Below are 21,567 nucleotides of genomic sequence, written 5' to 3'. Positions count from 1 at the left end.
TATGTTGGAGTTGTCCTTTTTGGCGGATTCCCGGAAAAAGTTAATGTAAAATAAAGTAATGAAATGAATTTTTCCTCAATTCAGCACGACCTGACATAGTGTGATAGAGTCTTTGCAACGCTAGTGGTTCAAAAGCATTTTATTTTTCCAAAAATACTAGTTTCCGGGGAGATAGGAGGCTCAAAAGACTTCTATTTGTAAACCGCCTGCATGTAGCGGTAGGCGGGACATGCCATCACAGCAAAAAACAGGGTCAGTGAAGACGGAAGCAGGTACACAAAAAGGCTGGATAGAAAACGTTACGTTTTCACGCCCAGCCTTTTTATTTTGGGAACTTATTGGACAGCCTCGAACAGGTTATTCACTTTTTAACTTCCAATTGCTTGAAGTAATAGGCGGCGCCTGAATTAAAACCAAGCCCGAAGCCTACGAGGTCTCCGCCAAGCTTCACCTCTTTGCCTAATTGAACCTCTTCGAAATATTTGGCTAAATGATCGAAATTGGCATCGTTCAGCTTCACCTTGAGGGATGATATGCTGTATTCCAATTTAGCCAAATCCTTATTGCTCATCATATCGCTCAAGAAGGTGCCGATTGCAGCCGTATACGCTTTGGCCGCCTGCACAATCTGATTGTAATCATCCATGATGAGGGAAAAGGCGCTGACGCTCCAGACGGAGGAGTCTATGCCGATAAATGCGCCTGCGAGGAACCCTAGATAATCGTCTCCTGTCGGCGCTACAGGCTCCAAAGCCATCAAATATTCGGCCATACCGCCATGCTCGCCGGTATCCATCACCGCAATGGTCTCGAAGGTCACCGGATCGACTTCCAGCCAGATCCAGCGGTCTTCTCCATAGATTCTTGTCGGTTTATTGGGGATCAACATCGCCTTCTTGGAATCCGTAACCCTCCGAATCAGAAAATCCGGGTAGCCCTGCTGCTTCATATAGGCAAGATCGCCTTTGCGATTACCGGTAACGCTTAAAAATAACTTGGTGTCCTCCGGACTTCTCGACCAAACCTCCACGAAATCCGCCTTATCCCCGGGCAAGACGGCCCCTTCGAGCCGTGAGGCATACAGCCCGCTCGCAATGTTGAAGGCACGGACAGCCTCCGGCACGCCGCGATGCAACTGGTTGGCGGATTGCATCAGGTCGATGCTGGTGCGCAGTGGCGAGGCGGAATCTTTGCGCCGCACGGTGACAACCAGGACGCGACTTTGCTCGGTGCGCCCCGCCGTAACATCAAGCGTTTCCGCAAGCTGCTTCTCGTAAGTTGTTTGACCCACAACAAAACGGTAAAGGATGTTCCTGGTATACCAGGCAAGCGTCGATTGCACATCCGGTCTTACCGCTGATTGATAGACACGATCCGCTGCCTTCTGCAAGGAAGCCGTCGCTTCCGCCGACAGATCCGGAAGGTTCACGGCAAGCGTATGGAATACCCCGGTATTATCCTCCCCTTCCTGCAAAACGGTTTCGTGCGTCAACTTTTTGTCCGGCAATTGCACCTCTATGCGGATACTCGCGATGGTAACTTTGGAAAGGTTCACGCTGCCGTTGCCGACGATTTGGAGCGTCTGATTTTCCAGAACCGCCGTGTACAAACCGTTTTTCCCGCCAATGCGGATATCCAAGGCCTCATTGCCCAATTGATCCAGCGGGAGCTTGCTGTCGAGCATGAGGATTTCCTGGGTGTCGGGGCCGCTCGTGCCCGCATCGCCCGCCAAAGCGTCGGAAACCACTCCCGCGGCGGAACCAACATTCTTATTGCCTTTCGCTTTAACCTTGAAATAAACTTTGATCACGCCAGTTTCCGCGGTCAGGCTTCGGGCTTCCTGACCGCCGGGCAGGTAGACCAAACCGCTTAATTCCGAGAGATCCTTCATAAAAGGCACAACGAACAATTTGGATGCCCCCTGCTCGTCTGTGTACGCCCAGGCCGGCAGCGAAGCCGTTTTCGCTTCCGCTACATTCCCCAGCTTTTTCAAAGCTTCTCTGCCCTTGTTGGTCACCGTCACCATTCTTAGTGAGGGACTATAACCCAGATTCGCCAGCATCCCTCCGGTCAGATGAGCCAGATCCCCCTCCGTTCCCCAGCCCTGGGTCAGTACGGATTCCGGCGAATAGCGATAGGTGCTCCAATTATTTTTTGACGAAGGCAGCCATTGGAGTTTCTCGATCACCGTCTGAAAGTCCGCCCAGGCTTTGACGGTTTTCAGCTGCGCTAAACCGTATAAGGCCGGCAGCGGCGCGGGAATGTTATTTTTCGTCTGCTTGCCGGCATCGAGATCGTCTTTCGGCATGGCGTTCGGCGCCGTATTCATCGCGGATACGGCTTTGTATTGGTTGATAACGCGTATAAGCGCCTCCGCCAGTTGGTTATCGAACTTCTTGTCGACGTCGGGCGAGATCTGTTTGACTAGAAGCCCCTCTTCCGCATAGTTCCCTTGACCGACAGCCAGATGCAAGTCGCCAAACAGGGAAGACTGCAAAACCCAATTCGCTCCGGCTTGTTTGGACGGTATGTTGAAGACGAGAAGTCCACGCCGCGAAGTACCGTCAAACACAGGCCAGTCATTAGCAATGCCCAACAGCAAATCGTCGGTGATCGGGTCCGGCCGCAATTCGGAACGCTCCTGCCCTGAATCGGCATTGTCCGAGATCAGCGTGAAGGACTGGCGAAAACCCGAGACGCCTGACCCGTCCTTCGTATCCAAGAAAGTAACGTCTGCAATGACGTAATCGCCGCTTTTTTTCTCAATCGATTTCACTCTTGCAAGCGTATTAACCGTCATGGACACTCCATCCCCCTGGTACGAGGAGCCGCTTCCTGAACTATCCGCCACTTCGCCGCGAACGGGCAAAAGCATCGCCCCGCCTCTCAGATCGCCATACAGCTCCATCGGCGAGTCCTTCAACACATTCGGCGTTTGGAAAGCCAATCTTACTGTATTGGAAGTGCCGGGCCCAATGGCGACAGGCCTTAGAAAGCCATAAGGCAGCAGCGCCGTGGTGTTATTGACGGGAATCAGGAACGGACCGTTCGTTGTCCCGACTTTTAGGAAAAACCGTTCTTGCGGGTTCACATTCAGCAAAGCCTGAACGTTGGAATTCAACTGGGCTTCGATCACTTTAAACACGCTTTTTTCCGCAGAACTGACCCGATTGATGGTATTCGTATCACTGTTAGCCGTCAATGTCATGCTGAACGTATCGGAAAGCTTGCCCGTCACCGTCTTCGGCAAGGAAGCCAGCGGGAGGTCGCCCACCTTCCCGGCCTCTCCGATCAGCGATAACGCGATATGACCGTTCTCGGTATCATAAAAATGCAGCGTTGCTCTCTCCGTATCTTCGTCAGGCACGAGGAAAACCAGCACGCCTCGAACCGTTTCATCGCGCTTAATCGCCAGTTCGCTTTTCCCCGGCGGAACGAGCGGCGATTCCGCCAGCCATGTCGCCGTCGAAGCGGGATAAGCTCCCGATTGATTCATGTCGATGAAAAAGTGGGAGGCGAAATCCGGAATCAGATACGTCGCCCCTTCGGGATGAATGTTTTTCATCTCCATATCGACGGCCAAAAAGCTTTTTCTGTCCGGCGCTGCAACTCCTCCGAGGCTTTTCAGGAAAAATAGTTCTTGCGCCTTCCATTCCACGGCCTTGTTTTTCCCCTTGACGTTCAGCGGCAGCCGTTTATAGATTTTCACATCGGCGCCGGGCAGATCACGGCCGTACAGCAGCGAAGCCGTCGCCGCCTCATATTGGGCAATAGGCGTTCCCGTGCGGTAACTGATCGTATTCAGCGCTACCTTCTCGGTCGAGCTCCGCAAGGCATGAAAATTCGTCAACTGATTGACCGTATACTCGCGAGCCTTGCCTTCGACCTCATCGTTGTTGATGGAAAGGGTCACCGCCACCTTGTCGGGCTCTTTGGCCTGCACGCTGTCCAATGCCTCCTGGAGCGCTTTGGCCAGCACTCCTGGGTCTTCGGAGATGATATACTTGCCTCCCGATTTTTCCGCAGCCCATTTGAAAGCGGCTTCGGCCTTTTCCGTTCCCAGGCCGACCCAGAGGGAGATTATGCCTTCCTCTTTAATACCGGTCAGTATTTTCTCAAAATCCGCTTTGCGAGAAGCATCCACATCCAGAGCGGCGTCTGTTACATACACGATAACTCGCTTGCTGGAGGGGATCGCCCTAAGCGATCGCAAGGTTCTCTCGGCGGAATCGATAATATTGGTTCCCCCGTCCGCGGCAAGCTGGCCCAGCGCCTGAATAATCTCGGTCTTGCGTTTGGTGAACACCTGCTCGACGGTAACATTCGCCGAGAAGCTCATAAGCTGCATCAGACTATCGTCCGGAATTTTCTTTATAAACTCGTGGTACAGATTTTTCACCTTATCCAAACGATAGTCGCCGTTGCCGGAGGAAGGATTGATGTCCATCGATCCGCTAACGTCCATGGTCAGGGCAATAACCGGCACATCCGAAGGCGCCGCTTCCCGGGGCCGTTCGTAAACGACCTCATAGTGATTGCCGAGCCGCTCGTTAATCGAAGCGAATACGCGCTGTACAGCTTCCGCATCCATCGCCGAATAATAGGTTCCTTCCGACATGCCGGCCAGTTCAAGCATGGTTGCCGCATCATGACCCTCGCCGAAGCCGATCGTGAACACGGGGATGCCGGCATCCACGACAGCCTTCCCCACCTCTTGCTTCGTCGCCTTGCTTCCCGAGCCGTTGCCTTCTGTACTGCTGTCGACTCCGTCGGTAAAAACAAGCAGCGTCGGGCGTTCCAGCCCTTTCAGCAGATCAAGCCCCTGAACGATGGAATCGTATAAGGTGGTTGCCCCTTCCGCCTTGACCTGACTGAGACTTTGGAGAACTTCGTCTTTGCTGGTCCCCTCCAGCAGCCGGATTTTCGAGTCAAAGTCAATGACCTGAATATGCGTTCTGTCCGGAAGCCCTTGAATAAAGCCGCGTGCCGCCTCCAGCACCTGGTTCATCGAATCGGCCATAGAGCCGGAAGAATCGAGGGCAAGCACAATGCTCGGCGGTGTCTGAAGCCGATCGAGCTTGACGATTTTTCCTTCCTGCCCGCCTTCCCGTATTTGCGTATTGGCGAGGGTAGGCGTGAACCGGGGAGACTCGGAATCCAGCAGCATAAACGAAATCTTCACTTGATCCCCGTCATCGCTCAAGTCCGTAATCGATAGTTCGCTTTCCGAACCGTTCGTTTTCCCCATTTCCTTGTTCAAGTAGGAGCGATTGACAACAGGATCGATGTCCAGCGTCGTCATTTCCCCTGTACGGACGGGGATCAATCTCGCATTCAGATCGGATGTGTACGCCTTGTCGCTGCCGGGCTGAATGACGACATCCCAATACCCGGACGGAAGCCAGAACAAAATATCCCCTTCGGGAGTCAGATTGCCTTTCAAGCTCAGTTCAGGGTGCCGAACCGTAATCCCGGGTGGCGCCTTTACGGCGACATGTCCCACAGGAACCCCATGCACCTTCAAAGCTCCCAATCGTTCCCCGTCGGCAAGCGGGGTGATCTCTTCCAGCTCGTCAAGCGTTAAGGAAAATTCTTTCGGATCGGAGCCGCTTCTCCAATTCACTTCCCACAAAATGGGCGTCGAAGTATCCTGCGGTATGTCATCCAACGCGTAATGTTCCGTTTTATAGACGTACAAATGTTTCGCGTAACTAAGCTGTCTGGCATACTGGCCTTGCACATAAGTTCCTTTGCCGACAATCTGCGCTTCGCCTTTATTCATCGCAACCTGGATGCTCTGATAGCGATGTCCGTCATTTTCGGTCATAAAATAGACGACTTGATTTTTGTAATCTTTCGTATGGAATACGACGGTTTCTCCAGCGCGAAGGCGCAGTTCCCGGTAAACGGTCAGCAAGTAGCCGCCGCTTTTTTTGGCGGCAGTCCCCCACCAGTCGTTCCCGTCGCTGTCCGTCGCATGAAGGATCCAGCTATCTTCTCCGGGGCCGCGGAAATATTCGCCGCCAAGCTCGGAAACGTACTGCAACAGATCGGTGAAAGGATCAATCGCCGGATCTTTCCAGCTCACAGTCAGCTTCCATTCGTTCCCGGCCGTATCTCTGGAGGTTTCCCTGTTGTCCTTCGTAATGTAGGAAAGCTTCGCATACTTGTTGGCGGCAAACTCGACGGATTGATAGTTGCCCTGAGAACCGAAAGGGTTCAAGTAGGGAATGTCCGTACTCCATTTGCCCACGGGATACGTTTTTCGTTTGGGCGCCGCTTGAACCGTTTCGAGAACATCCAGCGACGATGGAGATTCAATTTGCGCGCCTGGAGCGGTCTCGACGGGAGAGTTCCGGTTATGCTGGCTAAAAGCCAGAACAACAGCGCCGCCTGCCACCACTATACCAAGCGTCACCATCAAGAGAATCTTGATACTGATTTTGGCTAACCAGCCTTTCATTCCATTCAACATCCTTTCGCCTTCAAAATACGAAATCGGGCCTATCAACCGCAAAGGGCCGCTCAAACAGCAAAACCCTTCCTAAGAAGAGTCCGCTTGAGGGTATACGGTTGAGACGGAAAAGCTTGCGCGGACGAAACCTGAGACTCCGTGCCGCACAGGCCCCAACGACTTGCTTACGGCAGCTTCAGCTCGATCTCGATACGGTAGAAGGCTCCAATAGTATTCTCAAAATCGGTTACAAGCGACTTTGCAAATTCGCCCTCGTCCAGGATTCGGACCAGCAAATTTTGCGCAGGTTTCCCTTTGGGCAACAGCCGGGCCGTGATCTTGTACCGGCCGATCGGCACATCTTTTATTCCGAACCCGTTGTTCGTTACCCCTCCGTGCCCGACGTACGTCTTGCCCGCGCCTCCGGCCGATTCGCCAACCGGCTCCAGCGTCAGTTCGACATCTTCCCGGTTTGGAGGCGGGAGCGTAATATCTGCAGGGTCCCATAGGTCGGCCATGTGGAATATGACCGAACCGGTGGCCGTCTGCATCACAAAGTTGCGGATGGCGCCTGTATTGCCCGCGAACGGATCATCGTTGTCCGGTGTCAGTTCGACCGTAGACGATACTCCGTTTAATTCGATCGCCGCTTCCCCGCTGGCGTTCCAGGTTGTCGCCATCCGGCTCAGCTCGATCCGATAGCGGCCATTCGCGTCGGTAACGGCAATCTCGTTGCTGTTGTAAAGCAGCTGATTGTCGGCATAAATCGTAGCTTTGCGGATTGGGCGGCCGGCTGAATCGACAGCGACTCCTTTCAGCACATAAGGCTCGACGATGTCGTTCCCGCGGTTAGCGGCTGTTCCGTCTTTTGTCACGGCATCCGCCTTGTCGGAAATGCGAATCACGATTTTATCGCCCGTATCGGCATAAGCTACCTCATATCCGCTCTCCTCCGATACGAAGCGCAGCGGAACCATTGTCCGTCCCTCCACAATCTGCGCAGGCACATCAAGCTCCACTTTGCGGCCGTTGACAAGCGCGGTTTTATTGTCGATCGTCAGTTCGATTACGAGTCCTTCCTTCGTGCCGGTCGCTTTCGATACCCCACCCACGCTCCTCCAATCTACTTCGAAGCCCAGCGTCTCCAGCAAGGAACGGAACGGCACGAGCGTCCTGCCGTCCATAAGGATCGGCGGAGCTTCCTGAAACGTCACCAATTGGTCCTTGTAATAGATGCTTATCTCCTTCGGGGCCGCCGCTGCGCCCGTTTGACACACCATTGCGATCACGAGCGATAGGACGGTCATCAGACTAGCCGCCTTTGCCGATAAACGATAGCCGACATTCCATGTTCTGAACAAAGTTGAACATTCCTCTCCATGTGGGATTTCCGGCCGCCAAGTCATGGCCGTTTCCTCTTAGCCAGTGTAGCATCGCGGATTTCGTTCCGATATTATACGATCGTATACAGTTGCATAACGATCAGTGCGCTATTGGCTCGGAGAACGCAAACAACCCTCCCGGCTTCCTGCTTGGGAAGCGAGAGGGTTGAATAGGCAATTGACAGCGCGAAGACTGGACTAACCGAACGACGGTTTCTTCATAGCGGCATCGATTCGCTCGCTGCTTGCTTTGGAGCAACGCTTACAAACTTTGATTTGGCTGCCGTCTGGTTGAGTCCGGGTATACAGCAGCTTGATCCTTGTAGCGGAGCAAACCGGGCATGTCCCTCTGCCTCTGGACGGCAGCTTCCAAAGGACGCTTCCTCTATGCGTTTTGGGCATCGACTTCACCTCCTGTTGCGGTTACTGGGCTTGTCCCCATCATAACCGCCCCAAGAGCTTGAAGATATATAAGAAACATTTACAAAGTGAATGTGGTATATCCCGGCCGGGCAAAAAAATAGCCACAAAGGAATCCGTTCCGTTGTGACGTCCAGTTGTATGCTATTTTTTGGAGTAAACAATTTTTTTAATGCTATCGCAAGAAAGACAAAATTGATCCGATAGTTGGTGAATGGATGCACCGGCCGAAAAGCAGGTGCGGATTTCGTCGTTTCTTTGCTTCAATAACGTTCTGCCCCCTGAAGTTTCGCCCCATTTCTTGCGCGATTGTTCAGGAATGGGGATGTAGACCATCCCGCCTTGGACATACTTCTGTACTTCCCTCAGTAAATCTTCCGGCAAAATATCGGCGTTTATATATTTCATGAGCTCTGCCCCTTAAATTTTTTTAAAAGTTTAAGGAAGCAAAGTCTACACTACAATTCAGTTGTCTCTAGGCAACGAGGTTAGGCGGTACGTGTTCCTTCTGCTCCATACAACAACCGCCGTTGTTTGTAGTGTAAACTTTGCATAGAGCAGATCTTCTTAAATCCGGACATCTTTTCCCCCTCCTCCCCAAAGGAAAATCCATTTCATAGCTGCCGTTTTCCAGCCTTTCACGTCAAAACAATCCATTTCATTGTAGCAGAGCCATGTGCTTCAAACCTATGTACAGAATGATTCAGAAACGTTTATTACACAAACATACTGGCCAAATCCAAAAACGCGCACCGAAAAGGGCACGCGTGCGGAAAAGCTGCATGACTAGTAGGTATCCCGATAACTAAGGCTTTATATAATCGAACAGTCCCGGAATCGCCGGCCCGACGTAACGGATCAAGACGCGGCTTCCGCCCAAACCGAGCCACCAGATGCTGCAGTTGTCCCCGTAAGGCCGGAGACTGCTCGAATAATCGAGACCGAGCGCGGCGAGCATGAACCGGCGGTTCAAGGCACCGTGCGCGACAAGCGCAACGCGCTCGCCTTGCGTAAACTGTTGGCGCAGCCGGTCCAGCAAACGCTCGGCACGACGGAACCCGGTCTCGGACGTTTCCCCGCCGGGGCAATGCCAGCCGAGCGGATCGCACTCCGTTCCTTCCGGATAAACGACCTCCGGGTACATCTCGGCCAGCTTCTCCGTCGTCGGCCCGCGGTAGCCTTCTCCCGTCCATACCTCGTGCGCGTCCAGCCATACTTCGATCGGCAATTGCGTTTGCCGCGCGAGCGGCTGGGCGGTTTCCACGGCGCGCATAAGCGGGCTGGAAAACAGGCGGGTAATGCCGGAGGCGGCCATACATGCCGCCATCGCATCCGCTTGTCCGCGTCCGCGCTCCGTCAGTCCGCCGTCGGCCAGCGGCGTTTTCGACGTGTTCGTGACCGATTCGCCGTGGCGTATCAGAAACAGTTCCAAACGAGTCATCTCCTGCTGCGCTCTTGCCGGGCAAGAGCGGTAATTGTGTGCTTTGTTACTTCTTGCCGAATAAAGCCGGCTTCAGCGTCCACGATTGGAGCTTCGACATGGCGATGACGTTCGGCACCCGCAGCTCCTCGGGGAAAATACGCCATCTCGGTCCCCAATGGTCGTTATCGCCCGCGTGTTTCTCCGTCGCAAGCGTTCCCCGGACAAGCTCCACACGGTCGTCGTCGGCAAGGCCGCCGCGAAGGATACGGGCCATCGTGCAGGTCATATCGAGCGGGCTTACCCGCCGTCCGCCGATATCGTAATAGTCCGGCAGCTGACGGAAGCCAAGCACCTCGGGCCTATCTGCCGCCGCAAACGCTTGCTTGATATCCGCCACGCGAAGCAGACCGCCACCGTCGCTGCGTTGCTCCCGCTCCGGTCCATAGGCGAAATCCGGCTTCAGCTCCCGCCCGAGCAGCAAGGCGCCGAACAGCGCATGCAGCTCAGCCGGCGAATAGCTTTTGCCGCCCAACACCCTGTAGCCGAGCTCCTCGTCCACCGTGGCAGCAAGCGCTCGCACGTCTTCCTCCGGCACGACCGCCTCCGGACGCGAGCTTTCCAGCGCCAGCGCCTCGGAGGCTGTTATATAGTCGATCTGTTTCGTTAGCGTATAATCGATAAATTCGCCGAACTTCTCCAGCCAGCGCTCCATCTCCCCCGGAGCCTTGAGCGGCGCTGGCTGCCACAGCTCGGGCGGCGTCATTTTCCCTCTGGCGAAATTAACCGCATCCCAGAAGCCTTCGCAGGAGAAATCGCATTCGTGGCAGTACATGCTGATGAAGGCGACCTCTTCGCCGGAAAACCGCTCGCACGCCCGGTCGAATTCACGCTTGGCCTGCTCCAGCCGGTCTTCTTTGAACGACAGCTTAATCGTGGCTTCCATGTTCGTCATGTTCAGCAGCCCCCCATACCAGAAAGGCAAACCGTCCATCGAGATTTGGTCGTGGTCGTCCAGGTAGACCGAAACGCCCCACTTGTTCAAGGCGGCGAACGTCTGAGGCGCCCAAGAATAACCGGCCTGCCCGTAGCAGACAACCGGCGAACCGGTCATATTCCGCACATCGTCCAGTCCGCTTCGCTCCTTCGCCTCGAAGACGGCGGCGCCCTCCCGGAAGCCGTAATGCTCCAAATACTCGGTGCTGACCGGATGCTGGCTGTGCAGATCGCTATGGTAGCCGATCTCGTGTCCGGACAGCCCCGCCCAGATGTCGGTCCGGTTTTGCCGGTACGTGAGGCGCGCCTTTTCCCCAACGATCTTGAAGATGCCTCTCACGACGTTCCTCCGGTTGAGCTGCTCCAGCAGGCCGGCCCACGCTTCCTGCGCCTCAGGGGTGATATAATCCTCCACATCGAACCACAGCAGCACTTTCACATTAGCCATCGGCTTCTCCTCCATCTATCGGCGCGGCTCCCCTCCGTCGGATCATACCTCGTCCCAGATGCGCCGCACGTTGTCGAAAGCGATCCTCGCGCCAAGCCGCGAAGGCTCCATCCCCTCGAACTCGATCGAGATGTAGCCCGCGTAGCCGGACGATTTGATCGTGGACAAGATGCGGTGCATGTCGAGCGAGCCGCAACCGGCGATCGCGCCGCGCAAGTAATTGCCTCCCAGCGTCTCGAACCACCCTTCTCCGGGATGGCGGCAGCGTGTGCGCAAATAAAAGTCTTTCACATGCACCATCGAAGCGTACGGTATTAATTTCGCCACCGCGATATGCGGGTCCTCGTCGGCCACCATGAAATTACCGACGTCGATCGTCGTTTTATAATTGGAACGGTTCACTTCCTGCATAACGCGCAAGACGCGATCGCTGGCCTGCACGAAGTAGCCGTGATTTTCCAAACTGGTCGTAATCCCGAAACCGGCGGCATAGTCAGCAATTTCCTGGCATGCCTGGACGATGGCGGGCAACTCCGCCTCGAACCGGCCGATCTGACATAACCCGGGCGGCCTTTTGGCCACATCGTGGCGCATCAGCTTCACCCCGAGCTCGCGGGCGATGTCGACCTGCTCCTTGATCCGGTCGATTTCTTTCTTCAGCGCGGCGTCGTCCTTGTCCGCGAAATTGCCGCCTACGGCGTAGTTGGACAGCTCGAGGCCGGCGTCCATCGCCGTTCGCCGAATATTTGCAACAAAGCGTTCATCCTTCATCCGCTCCCGTATGCCGGAAAGCGGAACGATCTCTACATGCTCGGCCCCTTGGCCGGCGATCCAGCGGATCGCTTCGAACAAATCCATCTCGCCCGACTCGATTGCCGCGTTCAGACTGTAGCTGCTGATTCCCAGCTTCATGAAGCCGTACCATCCTTTTCTCGTTCGGATTCAAATGCAAAGCTTTACAAAACCGCACGGGCCACAACCGGATAATGGTCGGACGGGTACAGCCCGTTCACCCGGTCGCGAATGATGCGCACATCCGTCACGCGAATGTCAGGACTTGCAAACACATAGTCGATCGGATCGCCTTCGTCGCCGCCCTGAAAGCTGTGAAACGAAAGTCCCGGCTCTCCGCCAACGGCCGTATACGCATCCGTCAGCGTGCTGCGCACTCCATCCACTTCGAGCCTGCCGCGCAAAAATTCGATCGCCGGATTGCCCGGCTCGGCATTCATATCGCCGGTCAGCAGCGCCGGCAGCTCCAGGCGGCGCCGATGCGCCTCCAGCCGCTCCAGCAGAAACCGGCTTCCCTTCACCCTCGCCTGCTGGCTGCTGTGGTCGAGGTGGGTGTTATAGTGAAGAAACTGCCGGTCCGATCCCCGCATTTGGAATAACGCCCAGGTGCAGATCCGGTAATGCGAGGCTCCCCAGCCTTTCTCGAGGGGGCCTGTCGGCTGCTCGGACAGCCAAAATTGTCCCCATTCGACAAGCTCGACCTCGTCCTTGCGGTAAAAGATCGCGTTATATTCGCTTTCCGCTCCACCTTTCCGCCCTTCGCCGATCCAGGCGTACTCCGGCAGCCTCATCTGAAGATCGTCCAGCATCCCGGCAAGCCCTTCCTGCGTTCCGGCAACCGTCGGCCGGTACCAGCTGATGATTGCCGCCGCGCCGTCCTTGCGAAACGGCCAGCTATTCCCCCCGTCTCCGGGGTTGTTGAAGCGAAGATTAAACGTCATGACCGTAATGTCCATCGTCCGCTTGTCAGCTCCTTTCCGAAGTTACCGCATCCGCCGGCCGCTCCGCCGCCTTGCGTCTAATATCGAACGGCGGCTCCGGCACGACGACTTTGGGCGGCGGCGGAACGCTGCCTACCGGTGCGTGCTCCGGCTGCTCGGTTACGAGCGAGCCGTCCTCCATCCGCAGCCACGTCTCAAAGCCCCGCTCCCCTTCGGTCAGCCGGATCACCCTCGCGCCGCGCTCGTACGGAACGTCGTTCACCGTATTCGGTCCCCCGGTCCGCCCGTAGCATAACCAGATGCCGTACAAGTCGCCGCAGTAGTCGTTCGTATGGTCGTGTCCGGCGAACGTGCCCATGACGTCTCCCATCATCTTCATCGCCGCAAACATGCCGGTATTGAGCCGGGCGCAGCCTACCGTTTCGTTTTTGACCCCGTAGCACGTGTGCCGATCCCATACCTCGTTATATTCCGGCAGCGGATAATGGAAAAACGTAAGCGCAGGCAGCGGCGTACCGCCGTTCGCTTCCCGGAACGACTCCGATTGAAACGTATACCAGTCGATCTGGCTGCGCTCCAGCCAGGCATAACTTTTGATGATCGACTTCGGGGCGCCGCAGCCGGTATCGAAAAAGTACAAAACCGCCTTCGGGTCGTCGCCCCCGTCCTTGCCCGCTATCGTCAGCGTATAATTGCCGACGCCCGCCACCTCGGCCGGCCCCGCTTCGGCGAGACAAAACGCGCGCCCCTCGATCGCTTCCATCATGTCCTCGCGGCTTACGCAGTCGTGCTCGGAATCGTGGTTGCCGAAGACGAACGCATACGGCAGGCCGAGCTTCTCCGGGACGCTGAGCACGTCGATAAGCTGCTCGAGCTGATTGGCGCAGCTGTTGCCCTTGACCGCATCTCCGGTAAAAACGACCAAGTCCGGCTTCTCCTCGGCAAGCACCGATTCCATGACGGCGAGCGTCACCTCGTCGTCCGGCGTTCCGCCCGCATAATGCAAATCGGCGATCTGCACGATCGTAAACGTGCCGTCGCTGCGGAATTTCAGTTTCGTTTGATGTGCCACCGGTAATGTACCCTCCTAATCTTGTTGCTGGCAAAAAGACGCGTGTGCCGCGGTCGTTTGCGCCGCCTCGCCTGAAACGGCAGCGGGACCGGCCCCCCGGCCTAGTGCTCCGGAGCATGCTCCGGCGGATTCGTTACGACAGACCCGTCCGCTTGACGCACCCACGTATCGAAGCCGCGCTTTCCTTCATGAAGCCGAATAAGGCGCGCCCCCCTCTGCATGTCGCCGGCCAAATCCCCATTAAACCCGGTGACGCGGCCGTAGCATAAACGAATGCCGCCCAGCTCACCCCAGTAATCGCTCGAATGGTCGTGTCCGGCGAATGTTCCCATCACATCGCCCATCTCCGTCATGGCGGCGAACAGGCCGACGTTCAGCTCGGGGCAGCGAGACTTCGCATGGCGGCTGCCGTAGCAGACTCCCGTTCTCCACACCTCTTCGTATTCCGGCAGCGGGATATGGATAAAGGCGAGCGCCGGAAGCGGCCCACCGTACGCCCCGGCATAGGCCGCCGACTCGCGGACGTACCACTCCACCTTGTCCCGGTCGATCCACTCGCCCTTGCCGCCGCTGCCTGACCGGGCCCACGGCGGGGCGTTGCACTCGCTGTCGAACAAGTACAGGACGGCCGCAGCCGTTTCTCCCCCGCGCGAGGCATATACCGGAAGCGAATAGTTGCCTACGCCGCTGATCCGCTCCGGCCCCGCCTGCGCCAGGCAATACGGCTTCGCTTCCTCGATTGCCATCAGTTCCTCGCGGGTAACGTCCCGGCGCGAATCGTGATTGCCGAAGATGAAGGCGTACGGGATGCCCGCCTCCGCCGCAAGCGAGGTGACCCGGGCGAACTGGGCCCGGGCGTCCGGGCCTTTGCGGATCAGATCGCCGGTAAAGACGGCGAGATCGGGCCGCTCCTCGCGCAGCACCGATTCGATCAGCGCGAGGGACAGCTCGTCTTCGGGACGGCTGTCGGCATAATGGACGTCGGTCAATTGCGCGATCGTAAAGGTACCTTCTTCGCGGAACTTCAGCCGTTTTACGGCTTTCGCCGTTTCCGCCTCCGCCAGCTTGCCATATGACACCGGCGATTTCCCCTTTCACGTTTACCGTTAAAAGCTCCTCACTGCCAAACAAACCCGATCGCGTTCAGAAACGCCCGGGCGATCGCCATATGCCCCGCCTTCTTCGGATGAATCCGGTCCGAGGCGATCGCGCCGGGATAATAGTAGCGCAGCAGCTCGTCGATCGCGGCTTGCGTGTCGACGAAGACGGCGCCGCTTTCCGCCGCGATCCGCTTGACGACGGCGGAGTAACGGTCCATCATGGCCCGCATCGGGTCCTGCCGATTCGCCTCGATAAAGTAAGGCGTCATCAGGACAAGACCCTTTACCCGTCCCTGCGTGCTGCCTGCAAGCTCGCGCAGCGTGCTCTCGTATTCGTCGATGTATACCGGATCGGTATCCTTGCCAGGCATATCGAACTGCCGCCATACGTCGTTAATGCCGATCATAACCGACAGCCAATCCGGCTGCAGATCGAGCGTATCCTGCTGCCAGCGCCGTTTCAAATCCCGCACCGTGTTGCCGCCGATGCCCTTGTTCACAACCCCGATGCCAAGCTGCGGGTAAACGACCTGCAGCAGAGCGGCTGCGCGTTCCACATAACCTCCGCCTTTCGGCGCTTCCGTAATCGAGTCGCCGATCATAACCAGTTTATCGCCTTGCTCCAGCCGCATATCGGACTTCAAGCTCCTTCCTCTCTCGCCTATCGCGAACGCCGCTCGCCGGTTACGCCCACGGATCCAGGCCGAGCAGCTTGCGGCCAAGCTCGGTAAGCTGCGCCGGCCCCGTTCCCGGTCGGCGCTCCCAGCCGCGCTCGTCTGCCGGGAACGAGGCCGGCCCCGTCCGGTTGCGCCAGCTTTCCACCGCATCGTCCCGGCGAACGCCCGGAGCGGCGGGAAACATCGTTATATATTGGGCGAAGCGCGGCTTAGCCGTGTAATTTTGACCGTTGCCGTGCGCGAGCAGAACGTCCCAGATGAGCAGATCGCCGGCCTCGCCCGCAATCGGCACAATCTCGTGTCCGGTAATGTCGGGTTTCGTCGGATTTCGGTCCGCCGGCTGCGTCTTGATCCAGTTCTCGAAATCGCGGTACAGACTCGGCACGCACTGAAACCCTCCCTGATTGTCCGCCGTATCGGCCAAGTACAGCACTCCCTGCACGCGGGGCGGACGGGGAAGCGGGAAGGTCAGCTTGGAAGTGTCCGTATCCCAGTGAATGAAGCCCGTGTTGAAGCTGGAAATATCGTCACGGCGGGGCGGCTTCATGTTAACCCGGTCGATGCTGACCCACAGCTTCTCTTCCTCCAGCAGCTCGGCAAACGCCCGGTACACGTCCGGATGCTGCCGATTGTCCCACATCGTCTGGTGATGGAACAGCGGAAGCATCCCTTCCTTCTGACTCTTCCAGAGGGCGTCCGTCCCCGCAGCCGGACGGTACCACGTTTCCGGGTCTTCCGGCGAGTAGCCCGTAAATTCCCATATCGTGTCGATCAGTTTGTCGCAATCAGACTTGGGCACGACGCCCTTAACAAGCACATAACCGTTCGTATGGAAAAATTCGCGTTTGTCCGGGGAAATAATCGCTTCCATTGACACACCGTCCTTTACCGGATTCGGAAGTAACAACCGTTTACCTGGTCTTCATCCCGGTGGGATTCCCCGCCCTTAGGCCGAGAACCGGGATAACGAACGCTTCAGCGCGTTCGACATGTTCTCCAGATCGCCCGCCAGCCTGACCAGCTCTTCGCTGATGCCAAGCTGCTCGCTCCCGAGAGACGCCACTTCCTCCGCCGCGGCCGACGATTGGTCCGCGGGCGGCGCTCACACTGTTCATCGCCTCCGAGAGCGACCGCTGCGACTGCTCCAGCGTGTGCGTGGAGCGCAGCACTTCATCCAGACGAACGTCCAGTCCGTCCATTTCTTCCTTCACTCCGCGGAAAATCTGGTCCGCCTCGTTAACCGCCGCGATCTGCTCGCGATAAATCGGATACGCCTCGTTCAGCGCTTTGACGGTTTCCTCCACCTCGGCTTCTATGCTCTCCGTCATCGCGCCGACCGTTTGCAGCGATTGCCTCGACTGGTCGGCAAGCTTGCAGATTTCCTCCGCAACTACCGCAAAGCTGCGGCCGGCCGCTCCGGCCCGCGCCGCCTCGATCGCGGCGTTAAGCGAGAGAATGTTCGTCCGGCTCGTGATTTGGTGCAGCACGTCCACAATGCCGCGGATCGAGCCGGCGCTTTCCTTGAGCCGGTCGACACGACCCAGCATCGAACGGCTTTGCGCTTCCGCCGTTTGCGTCTTCTCGATGAGCGACGTCATATAAGTCGCCCCCCGCCCGCTGACAAGCCGCACCTCCTTGGCCGAAAGCCCCATTTCTTCGCCCGCCTTGCCGACGAGCCGCATCTGGGCCTCGATCTCGCCGGTTACGTCGCTGCCGCGCTCCGCTTCTTGGGCGAGGCTCGCGGCTCCGCCGGCAATCTGCTCGGTGGCCGAGGCGATTTCCAACGCCGATGCCGCCGTTTTGCGCGAAGCGGACGACAGCTCGAGCGACGTGTCCAGCACTTGCTTCGCCGAGTCGGCGGTTGCCCGCACCAGCTGCTGAAGCTGCTCCATCATCCGATTGAAGCTCGCTCCGACTTCGCCGATTTCGTCCTTTCTCCCGCTCTCCCGGACGCGCACCGTCAAGTCGCCCGACTCGCCCTGCCGCATCGTATCGCGCAGCGCCGCAAGCGGCCGCCCGATCTTCCGGATGACCCAGAGGCCGATCAGCAGCGCTACCACAATCGATAACGCAGCGGCCAGAGCGGTGTAAGCGAAAATACGGTCCGTCTCCTTCAGCAGCTCGGAGCGCGGCACGGCTCCGACGAGCGTCCAGCCGGTAACGGGCGAGCGGTAATAAACCACGAGCTGCTCCGCCCCGCTATCATCCTTCATGCGGAGATGCCCTCCGGCCGCGGAAGACTCCGACTGCGGCGGAATCGCGACTGCGAACGTGCCGCCGATCGCATCCTCGTCGGCTGAGGCGTTGACAGTATTGGCCGGGTCAAGCAGCACGATCTTGCCCGTATCTCCCATCGACAGGCCGGCCAAGGCATCTCTCAGCACCTTGCCGTTGATCTCCGCCAGCAGCACGGCCAGCTTCGCTCCGGTCATGCTGTCCTTGAGCACTTGAGCGAAGCCGAATACGGCATCGCTCTTCTTCTCGATGTAACCCGCCTTCGTCGTATTCAGCCAGACGATGCTGCCCGAGGCGTCGAGCGTTTGCCGAAACCAAGGCTCATCGGTGTATACCCGCACCGAGCTGAGCTTGCCGTCGAGCGGAAAAGTCGTCAACCCGACCATGCCGTCGGCCGAACGCATAATGCCTGCGAACGATTCGGCCACCTTCGTCTTCGCCTGCTGCTTTTCGGCCGCGTCCGCGCTCTCGTCGTGCAACTTCACAATCTGATTCACCAATTCCTTGTCGCCGAATACTTGCACCGAGGCGCCGCGAAACTGCTTCAGCAGCACGTCGATTTTTTCGCCCGCCTGCACGATCGTCTGCTCCGCGTTGTCCGCGACCTTCGTTTCAATGGCGTCCTTCGCTATATCGTACGAAACGATTCCGACTCCCAGTACAATAACGGCAATGCTGACGACGAGTACCAAAAACAATTTCACGCCGACCGAACGGGCCGCCCCCCGAAGCTTGGACAAAACCACGTATTTGTTGTTCATAGCGCCCCCCGATATGCTCCCCCGTTGCCTCGCCTCCCGGCTCCCGCCGTCAGTGCGGGCGAACGGTCTAAGCCTTGCCGCCGCGTTCGTCGATCAGCCGCCAATACCGGGCCAGCCAATACGGATGCAAATAAACGGTCCCGTCCTCCAGCAGATGACCGTCTCCGCTGTCGCAGATGTAAGGCGTTTTGTCCCAGCGGTGCATCGGCCTCTCCTCATAGGGGAGCGGCTCGGCTAACAGCCGGTACCCGTGCTTCTCCAGTTCGGGATGAAACCGAATATCGGCGCGATGGCTGTTCTCGACCTTCCAGTGGATGAAGTCGAGCGGCATTTCGGCCAAAGTCTGAACGGCGGCCTCCACATCGCAAGTCCTTCCCGTCAGCGCCCCGTACACGGCGTTCCACAGCGGCGAACGTTCTCTTCGTTCGAACTGCCAGTGATGCTCCAGACTCATCATGTACAGCGCCCGCAAATCCGGGTCCGTTTCATACAGCAGCAGCGGGACGTAGACATGGAAGCCGAGATTGTCGTCGATGCTGCTCGCTTCTCCGAGGTACGTCCGTTTTTGCTCGAGCGTATTCATCCCGTAATGGTAGCCGGTCACGACATGACGGTACTCCTGCTCGTACTTCTCGTCTCCGGTTATATGGAACGCCGTCTTCAAAAACGAAAGCAGCTGGAGCGAATTGATGCCCCGCTGATCGAGCCATTTTGCTTCCCCGTTCAGCTTCGCGGGCGTCCATACCGCCCAGGTGGTCGGTAAGCCGTCTATGTCCGTCAGGCAGTAATCGTGCTGCAGGATATGGTCCATAATCACGCGGACGCATTCCCGCATGAGCGGCTTGTCGTCTTCGTCGGCTGCAAGATCGTAATAGATCGAATACGCGTAAAAATGACCGGTCAGCTCGTCGCTCGACGTATCGCCCTTCCATTCCCACTCGCCGTCCGGGGACAGCCGCCACTCGGGATTCGTTTCGTGCTTGCCGAACCCCGGCTCGCTCCGGTGACGAATCGAACGCGCGAAAAATCCGGGCCGTCCGGTTACGTCCAACAGTCTCATGACGGCATGCATCGAACGTTTCGCCTTCGTCCTCGCCCGCTCGTCGCCGGTCACGGCGTAACGGTAGCTCTGCGCGGCGACGTAGTCGGACGTCCATAGTCCGTCATTATCGGAAATGCGCACGCTGCCGCTCTCGATATTGCCTTCCTCCGTCAGCCCGCGCCGGGTTACATAATCGAACCGGGTTTCGTAGTTCTCCACCATCCGGTCGATCCGGTCGGCTTTGTCCTCCAGCGTCATTGGAATCGTCCGGATACCGCTGATTCCGCCGTCCGTGCCGATCCAGACCGTGCCGTCGTCCGCTGCCGCGATCGCCCGGACGCTGTCGTGCGGAAGCCAACGCTTCGAGGCGAAATAGCGCATCTGGCCGTCCTTCAGGCGGCTCACTCCGCGCGCAGTGCCGAACCAGCGGGTGCCGTCCGCGCCGAACGCGATCGTCCGCACATCCTCGCAAGCCATCCCCCTCGTACCGTTCAGCAAAAACGAGCTGTTCGTGTCGTCATGGAGCAGCGCTCCCCGGTCCGAGGCGATCCATAGATGCCCCCACCGGTCGGCCGTGATGCCGCGCAAATCTTCGCTCGGAAGCCCGTGACCGTTCGCGCGAATCACAAACCAGTGCGGCCGTTTGCCCGACAAGGCGAACAGGCCGCGATCGGTAGTTGCATATACCCGACCGGCGCCGAACGCCGCGAGGCCGCGCACCTCGGCGCGACCGAACACCGCCACCGGCATCCACTCCCGGCCGCTGCGGTGGTACAACGCTTCGGCTGTAGCCGCCCAAATGGTGCCGTCGCCATCCTCGGCCAGCGCGACCGCCGGCAGCTCCAGCGAATTCCGGCTCCACCCGCCTTCGCTGCATACATACAATCCGTCGCCTGCCGACGCCCACAGCCGGCCGCCCCGGTCCGCATATAGCATGGTCACGGGAGCGCCGGGCATATCTTCGGACTCCCCGGCGCCAACCGGTTCCCAGCGTTCTCCGTCCCACACGGCGAGTCCGGCCGCCGTCCCCGCCCAGACCGAGCCGCCGGCCACCGCCAGAGCGGTTACCTCATCCGATGGCAAGCCTTGCGATTTCGTATAAAAGGTTCTTTCCAATTGCGGAAAAGTCCCGAGCTGCAGGGTCGATCCTGCCGCTTTCATTTGCATCGTCCAATACGCCCCTTCTCTTGCAGTCCGTTCCTTTACTCCCCCCATATTGGGCGGAAATCGCCGATATACCGGACATCGACTCCTTCGCCCTCGAAACGGAGCCAGAACATCGTGCCGTTGCTTTGCAAAAAACGGACGCCGCTGCGATGATCCAGCCCGAGCGCCGCCAGCAGCAAGCGGCGGTTAAAGCCGCTGTGGGAAAACAGCGCCACCCGCTCGTCGCCCGGAAACTCCCGGCGCAGCCGTTCGATAATACGCAGCGCCCGGCCATGCGCCTTCTCCTCGTCCTCGTCCCCCGAGCAGTACCAGCCGTCCGCTTCCACTTCGTCCTCGAAGCGGATTTCCGGATACATCTTCGCCATCTCCGCTACGGATGGACCGCGATAGGCGCCTTTATTCCGCACCTCAAACGTCTCTACCCACACGCGGATCGGCAATATCGTTTCGCGGGCGAGCGGCTGCGCCGTTTCGATCGCCCGCATGAGCGGGCTGGAGACGATATGCGTCACCCCCGCTCCTTTCATTCCGGCAAGCACATGCGCCGCCTGGCTGCGGCCGAGCTCGGTCAGTTCCCCGTCGGCCATATCGTAGGTCACCGTGTTGCCGATCGATTGCCCGTGGCGAATGAGGAATAAATCCATAAAAACCTCCTAGATG

At 57.9% G+C, this 21,567-nt stretch carries 15 protein-coding genes; all 15 read right to left on the bottom strand.

The window, feature by feature from the left end:
• Positions 1-361: 361 nt before the first annotated feature.
• The 15 genes from D7M11_RS30900 to D7M11_RS30830 all read right to left on the bottom strand — a co-directional run bounded on the left by D7M11_RS30900 (position 362) and on the right by D7M11_RS30830 (position 21,551).
• Positions 362-6,463: a vWA domain-containing protein gene (locus D7M11_RS30900; RefSeq protein ID WP_158606933.1), complete on the bottom strand. Its 6,102-nt coding sequence runs from the start codon at positions 6,461-6,463 to the stop codon at positions 362-364.
• 176 nt (positions 6,464-6,639) lie between these two features.
• Positions 6,640-7,815 (bottom strand): copper amine oxidase N-terminal domain-containing protein, encoded by a 1,176-nt coding sequence (locus D7M11_RS30895; protein WP_158606932.1) that lies wholly within the window; start codon positions 7,813-7,815, stop codon positions 6,640-6,642.
• A 219-nt stretch (positions 7,816-8,034) separates the two neighbouring features.
• Positions 8,035-8,238, bottom strand: a complete 204-nt coding sequence (locus D7M11_RS30890) for a hypothetical protein (RefSeq protein WP_120751137.1) — start codon at positions 8,236-8,238, stop codon at positions 8,035-8,037.
• A gap of 162 nt (positions 8,239-8,400) precedes the next feature.
• Entirely contained in the window at positions 8,401-8,664 is a 264-nt protein-coding gene (locus D7M11_RS30885; protein ID WP_120751136.1) for a CD3324 family protein, read from the bottom strand.
• 397 nt (positions 8,665-9,061) lie between these two features.
• Entirely contained in the window at positions 9,062-9,688 is a 627-nt protein-coding gene (locus D7M11_RS30880) for a histidine phosphatase family protein (protein WP_158606931.1), read from the bottom strand.
• 55 nt (positions 9,689-9,743) lie between these two features.
• Entirely contained in the window at positions 9,744-11,120 is a 1,377-nt protein-coding gene (locus D7M11_RS30875; protein ID WP_147433525.1) for a polysaccharide deacetylase family protein, read from the bottom strand.
• Between the two features lie 42 nt (positions 11,121-11,162).
• The gene (locus D7M11_RS30870) at positions 11,163-12,032 is read right to left on the bottom strand and encodes a sugar phosphate isomerase/epimerase family protein (protein ID WP_120751133.1); all 870 of its coding nucleotides are present in this window, start codon (positions 12,030-12,032) and stop codon (positions 11,163-11,165) included.
• Between the two features lie 44 nt (positions 12,033-12,076).
• On the bottom strand, positions 12,077-12,868 hold the full coding sequence (locus tag D7M11_RS30865; RefSeq protein WP_120751132.1) for an endonuclease/exonuclease/phosphatase family protein: 792 nt from the start codon (positions 12,866-12,868) through the stop codon (positions 12,077-12,079).
• 10 nt (positions 12,869-12,878) lie between these two features.
• Complete coding sequence (locus D7M11_RS30860; protein WP_120751131.1) at positions 12,879-13,925, bottom strand: metallophosphoesterase family protein; 1,047 nt, start codon at positions 13,923-13,925, stop codon at positions 12,879-12,881.
• Between the two features lie 101 nt (positions 13,926-14,026).
• On the bottom strand, positions 14,027-15,004 hold the full coding sequence (locus tag D7M11_RS30855; RefSeq protein WP_240041384.1) for a metallophosphoesterase family protein: 978 nt from the start codon (positions 15,002-15,004) through the stop codon (positions 14,027-14,029).
• Positions 15,005-15,042: 38 nt separating this feature from the next.
• Positions 15,043-15,657 carry an SGNH/GDSL hydrolase family protein gene (locus D7M11_RS30850; protein ID WP_120751130.1) on the bottom strand — a complete coding sequence of 205 codons (615 nt, stop codon included), beginning with the start codon at positions 15,655-15,657 and terminating at the stop codon, positions 15,043-15,045.
• Positions 15,658-15,709: 52 nt separating this feature from the next.
• Complete coding sequence (locus tag D7M11_RS30845; RefSeq protein ID WP_120751129.1) at positions 15,710-16,573, bottom strand: phytanoyl-CoA dioxygenase family protein; 864 nt, start codon at positions 16,571-16,573, stop codon at positions 15,710-15,712.
• Between the two features lie 40 nt (positions 16,574-16,613).
• Positions 16,614-18,698: a methyl-accepting chemotaxis protein gene (locus D7M11_RS30840; protein WP_120751128.1), complete on the bottom strand. Its 2,085-nt coding sequence runs from the start codon at positions 18,696-18,698 to the stop codon at positions 16,614-16,616.
• A 67-nt stretch (positions 18,699-18,765) separates the two neighbouring features.
• Positions 18,766-20,955, bottom strand: coding sequence for a ligand-binding sensor domain-containing protein (locus D7M11_RS30835; protein WP_120751127.1), 2,190 nt, complete (start codon positions 20,953-20,955; stop codon positions 18,766-18,768).
• Positions 20,943-21,551 carry a histidine phosphatase family protein gene (locus D7M11_RS30830; protein WP_120751126.1) on the bottom strand — a complete coding sequence of 203 codons (609 nt, stop codon included), beginning with the start codon at positions 21,549-21,551 and terminating at the stop codon, positions 20,943-20,945. Before D7M11_RS30830 ends, D7M11_RS30835 begins: the two co-directional genes overlap by 13 nt.
• Positions 21,552-21,567: the final 16 nt, after the last annotated feature.

This window comes from Paenibacillus ginsengarvi, assembly GCF_003626695.1.
In the GTDB taxonomy this organism is placed as follows: domain Bacteria; phylum Bacillota; class Bacilli; order Paenibacillales; family NBRC-103111; genus Paenibacillus_AB; species Paenibacillus_AB ginsengarvi.
The sequence above is the reverse complement of the archived record's forward strand: the minus strand, read 5'-3'. Positions and strand labels throughout refer to the sequence as shown.

Excerpts from the sequence above, each read along its gene's own strand:
- D7M11_RS30900 (WP_158606933.1), bottom strand. The coding sequence starts at position 6,463 with ATGAAAGGCTGGTTAGCCAAAATCAGTATCAAGATTCTCTTGATGGTG.
- D7M11_RS30890 (WP_120751137.1), bottom strand. The coding sequence starts at position 8,238 with ATGCCCAAAACGCATAGAGGAAGCGTCCTTTGGAAGCTGCCGTCCAGA.
- D7M11_RS30850 (WP_120751130.1), bottom strand. The coding sequence starts at position 15,657 with ATGCGGCTGGAGCAAGGCGATAAACTGGTTATGATCGGCGACTCGATT.
- D7M11_RS30870 (WP_120751133.1), bottom strand. The coding sequence starts at position 12,032 with ATGAAGCTGGGAATCAGCAGCTACAGTCTGAACGCGGCAATCGAGTCG.
- D7M11_RS30865 (WP_120751132.1), bottom strand. The coding sequence starts at position 12,868 with ATGGACATTACGGTCATGACGTTTAATCTTCGCTTCAACAACCCCGGA.
- D7M11_RS30845 (WP_120751129.1), bottom strand. The coding sequence starts at position 16,573 with ATGGAAGCGATTATTTCCCCGGACAAACGCGAATTTTTCCATACGAAC.
- D7M11_RS30840 (WP_120751128.1), bottom strand. The coding sequence starts at position 18,698 with ATGAACAACAAATACGTGGTTTTGTCCAAGCTTCGGGGGGCGGCCCGT.
- D7M11_RS30830 (WP_120751126.1), bottom strand. The coding sequence starts at position 21,551 with ATGGATTTATTCCTCATTCGCCACGGGCAATCGATCGGCAACACGGTG.
- D7M11_RS30835 (WP_120751127.1), bottom strand. The coding sequence starts at position 20,955 with ATGGGGGGAGTAAAGGAACGGACTGCAAGAGAAGGGGCGTATTGGACG.
- D7M11_RS30875 (WP_147433525.1), bottom strand. The coding sequence starts at position 11,120 with ATGGCTAATGTGAAAGTGCTGCTGTGGTTCGATGTGGAGGATTATATC.
- D7M11_RS30885 (WP_120751136.1), bottom strand. The coding sequence starts at position 8,664 with ATGAAATATATAAACGCCGATATTTTGCCGGAAGATTTACTGAGGGAA.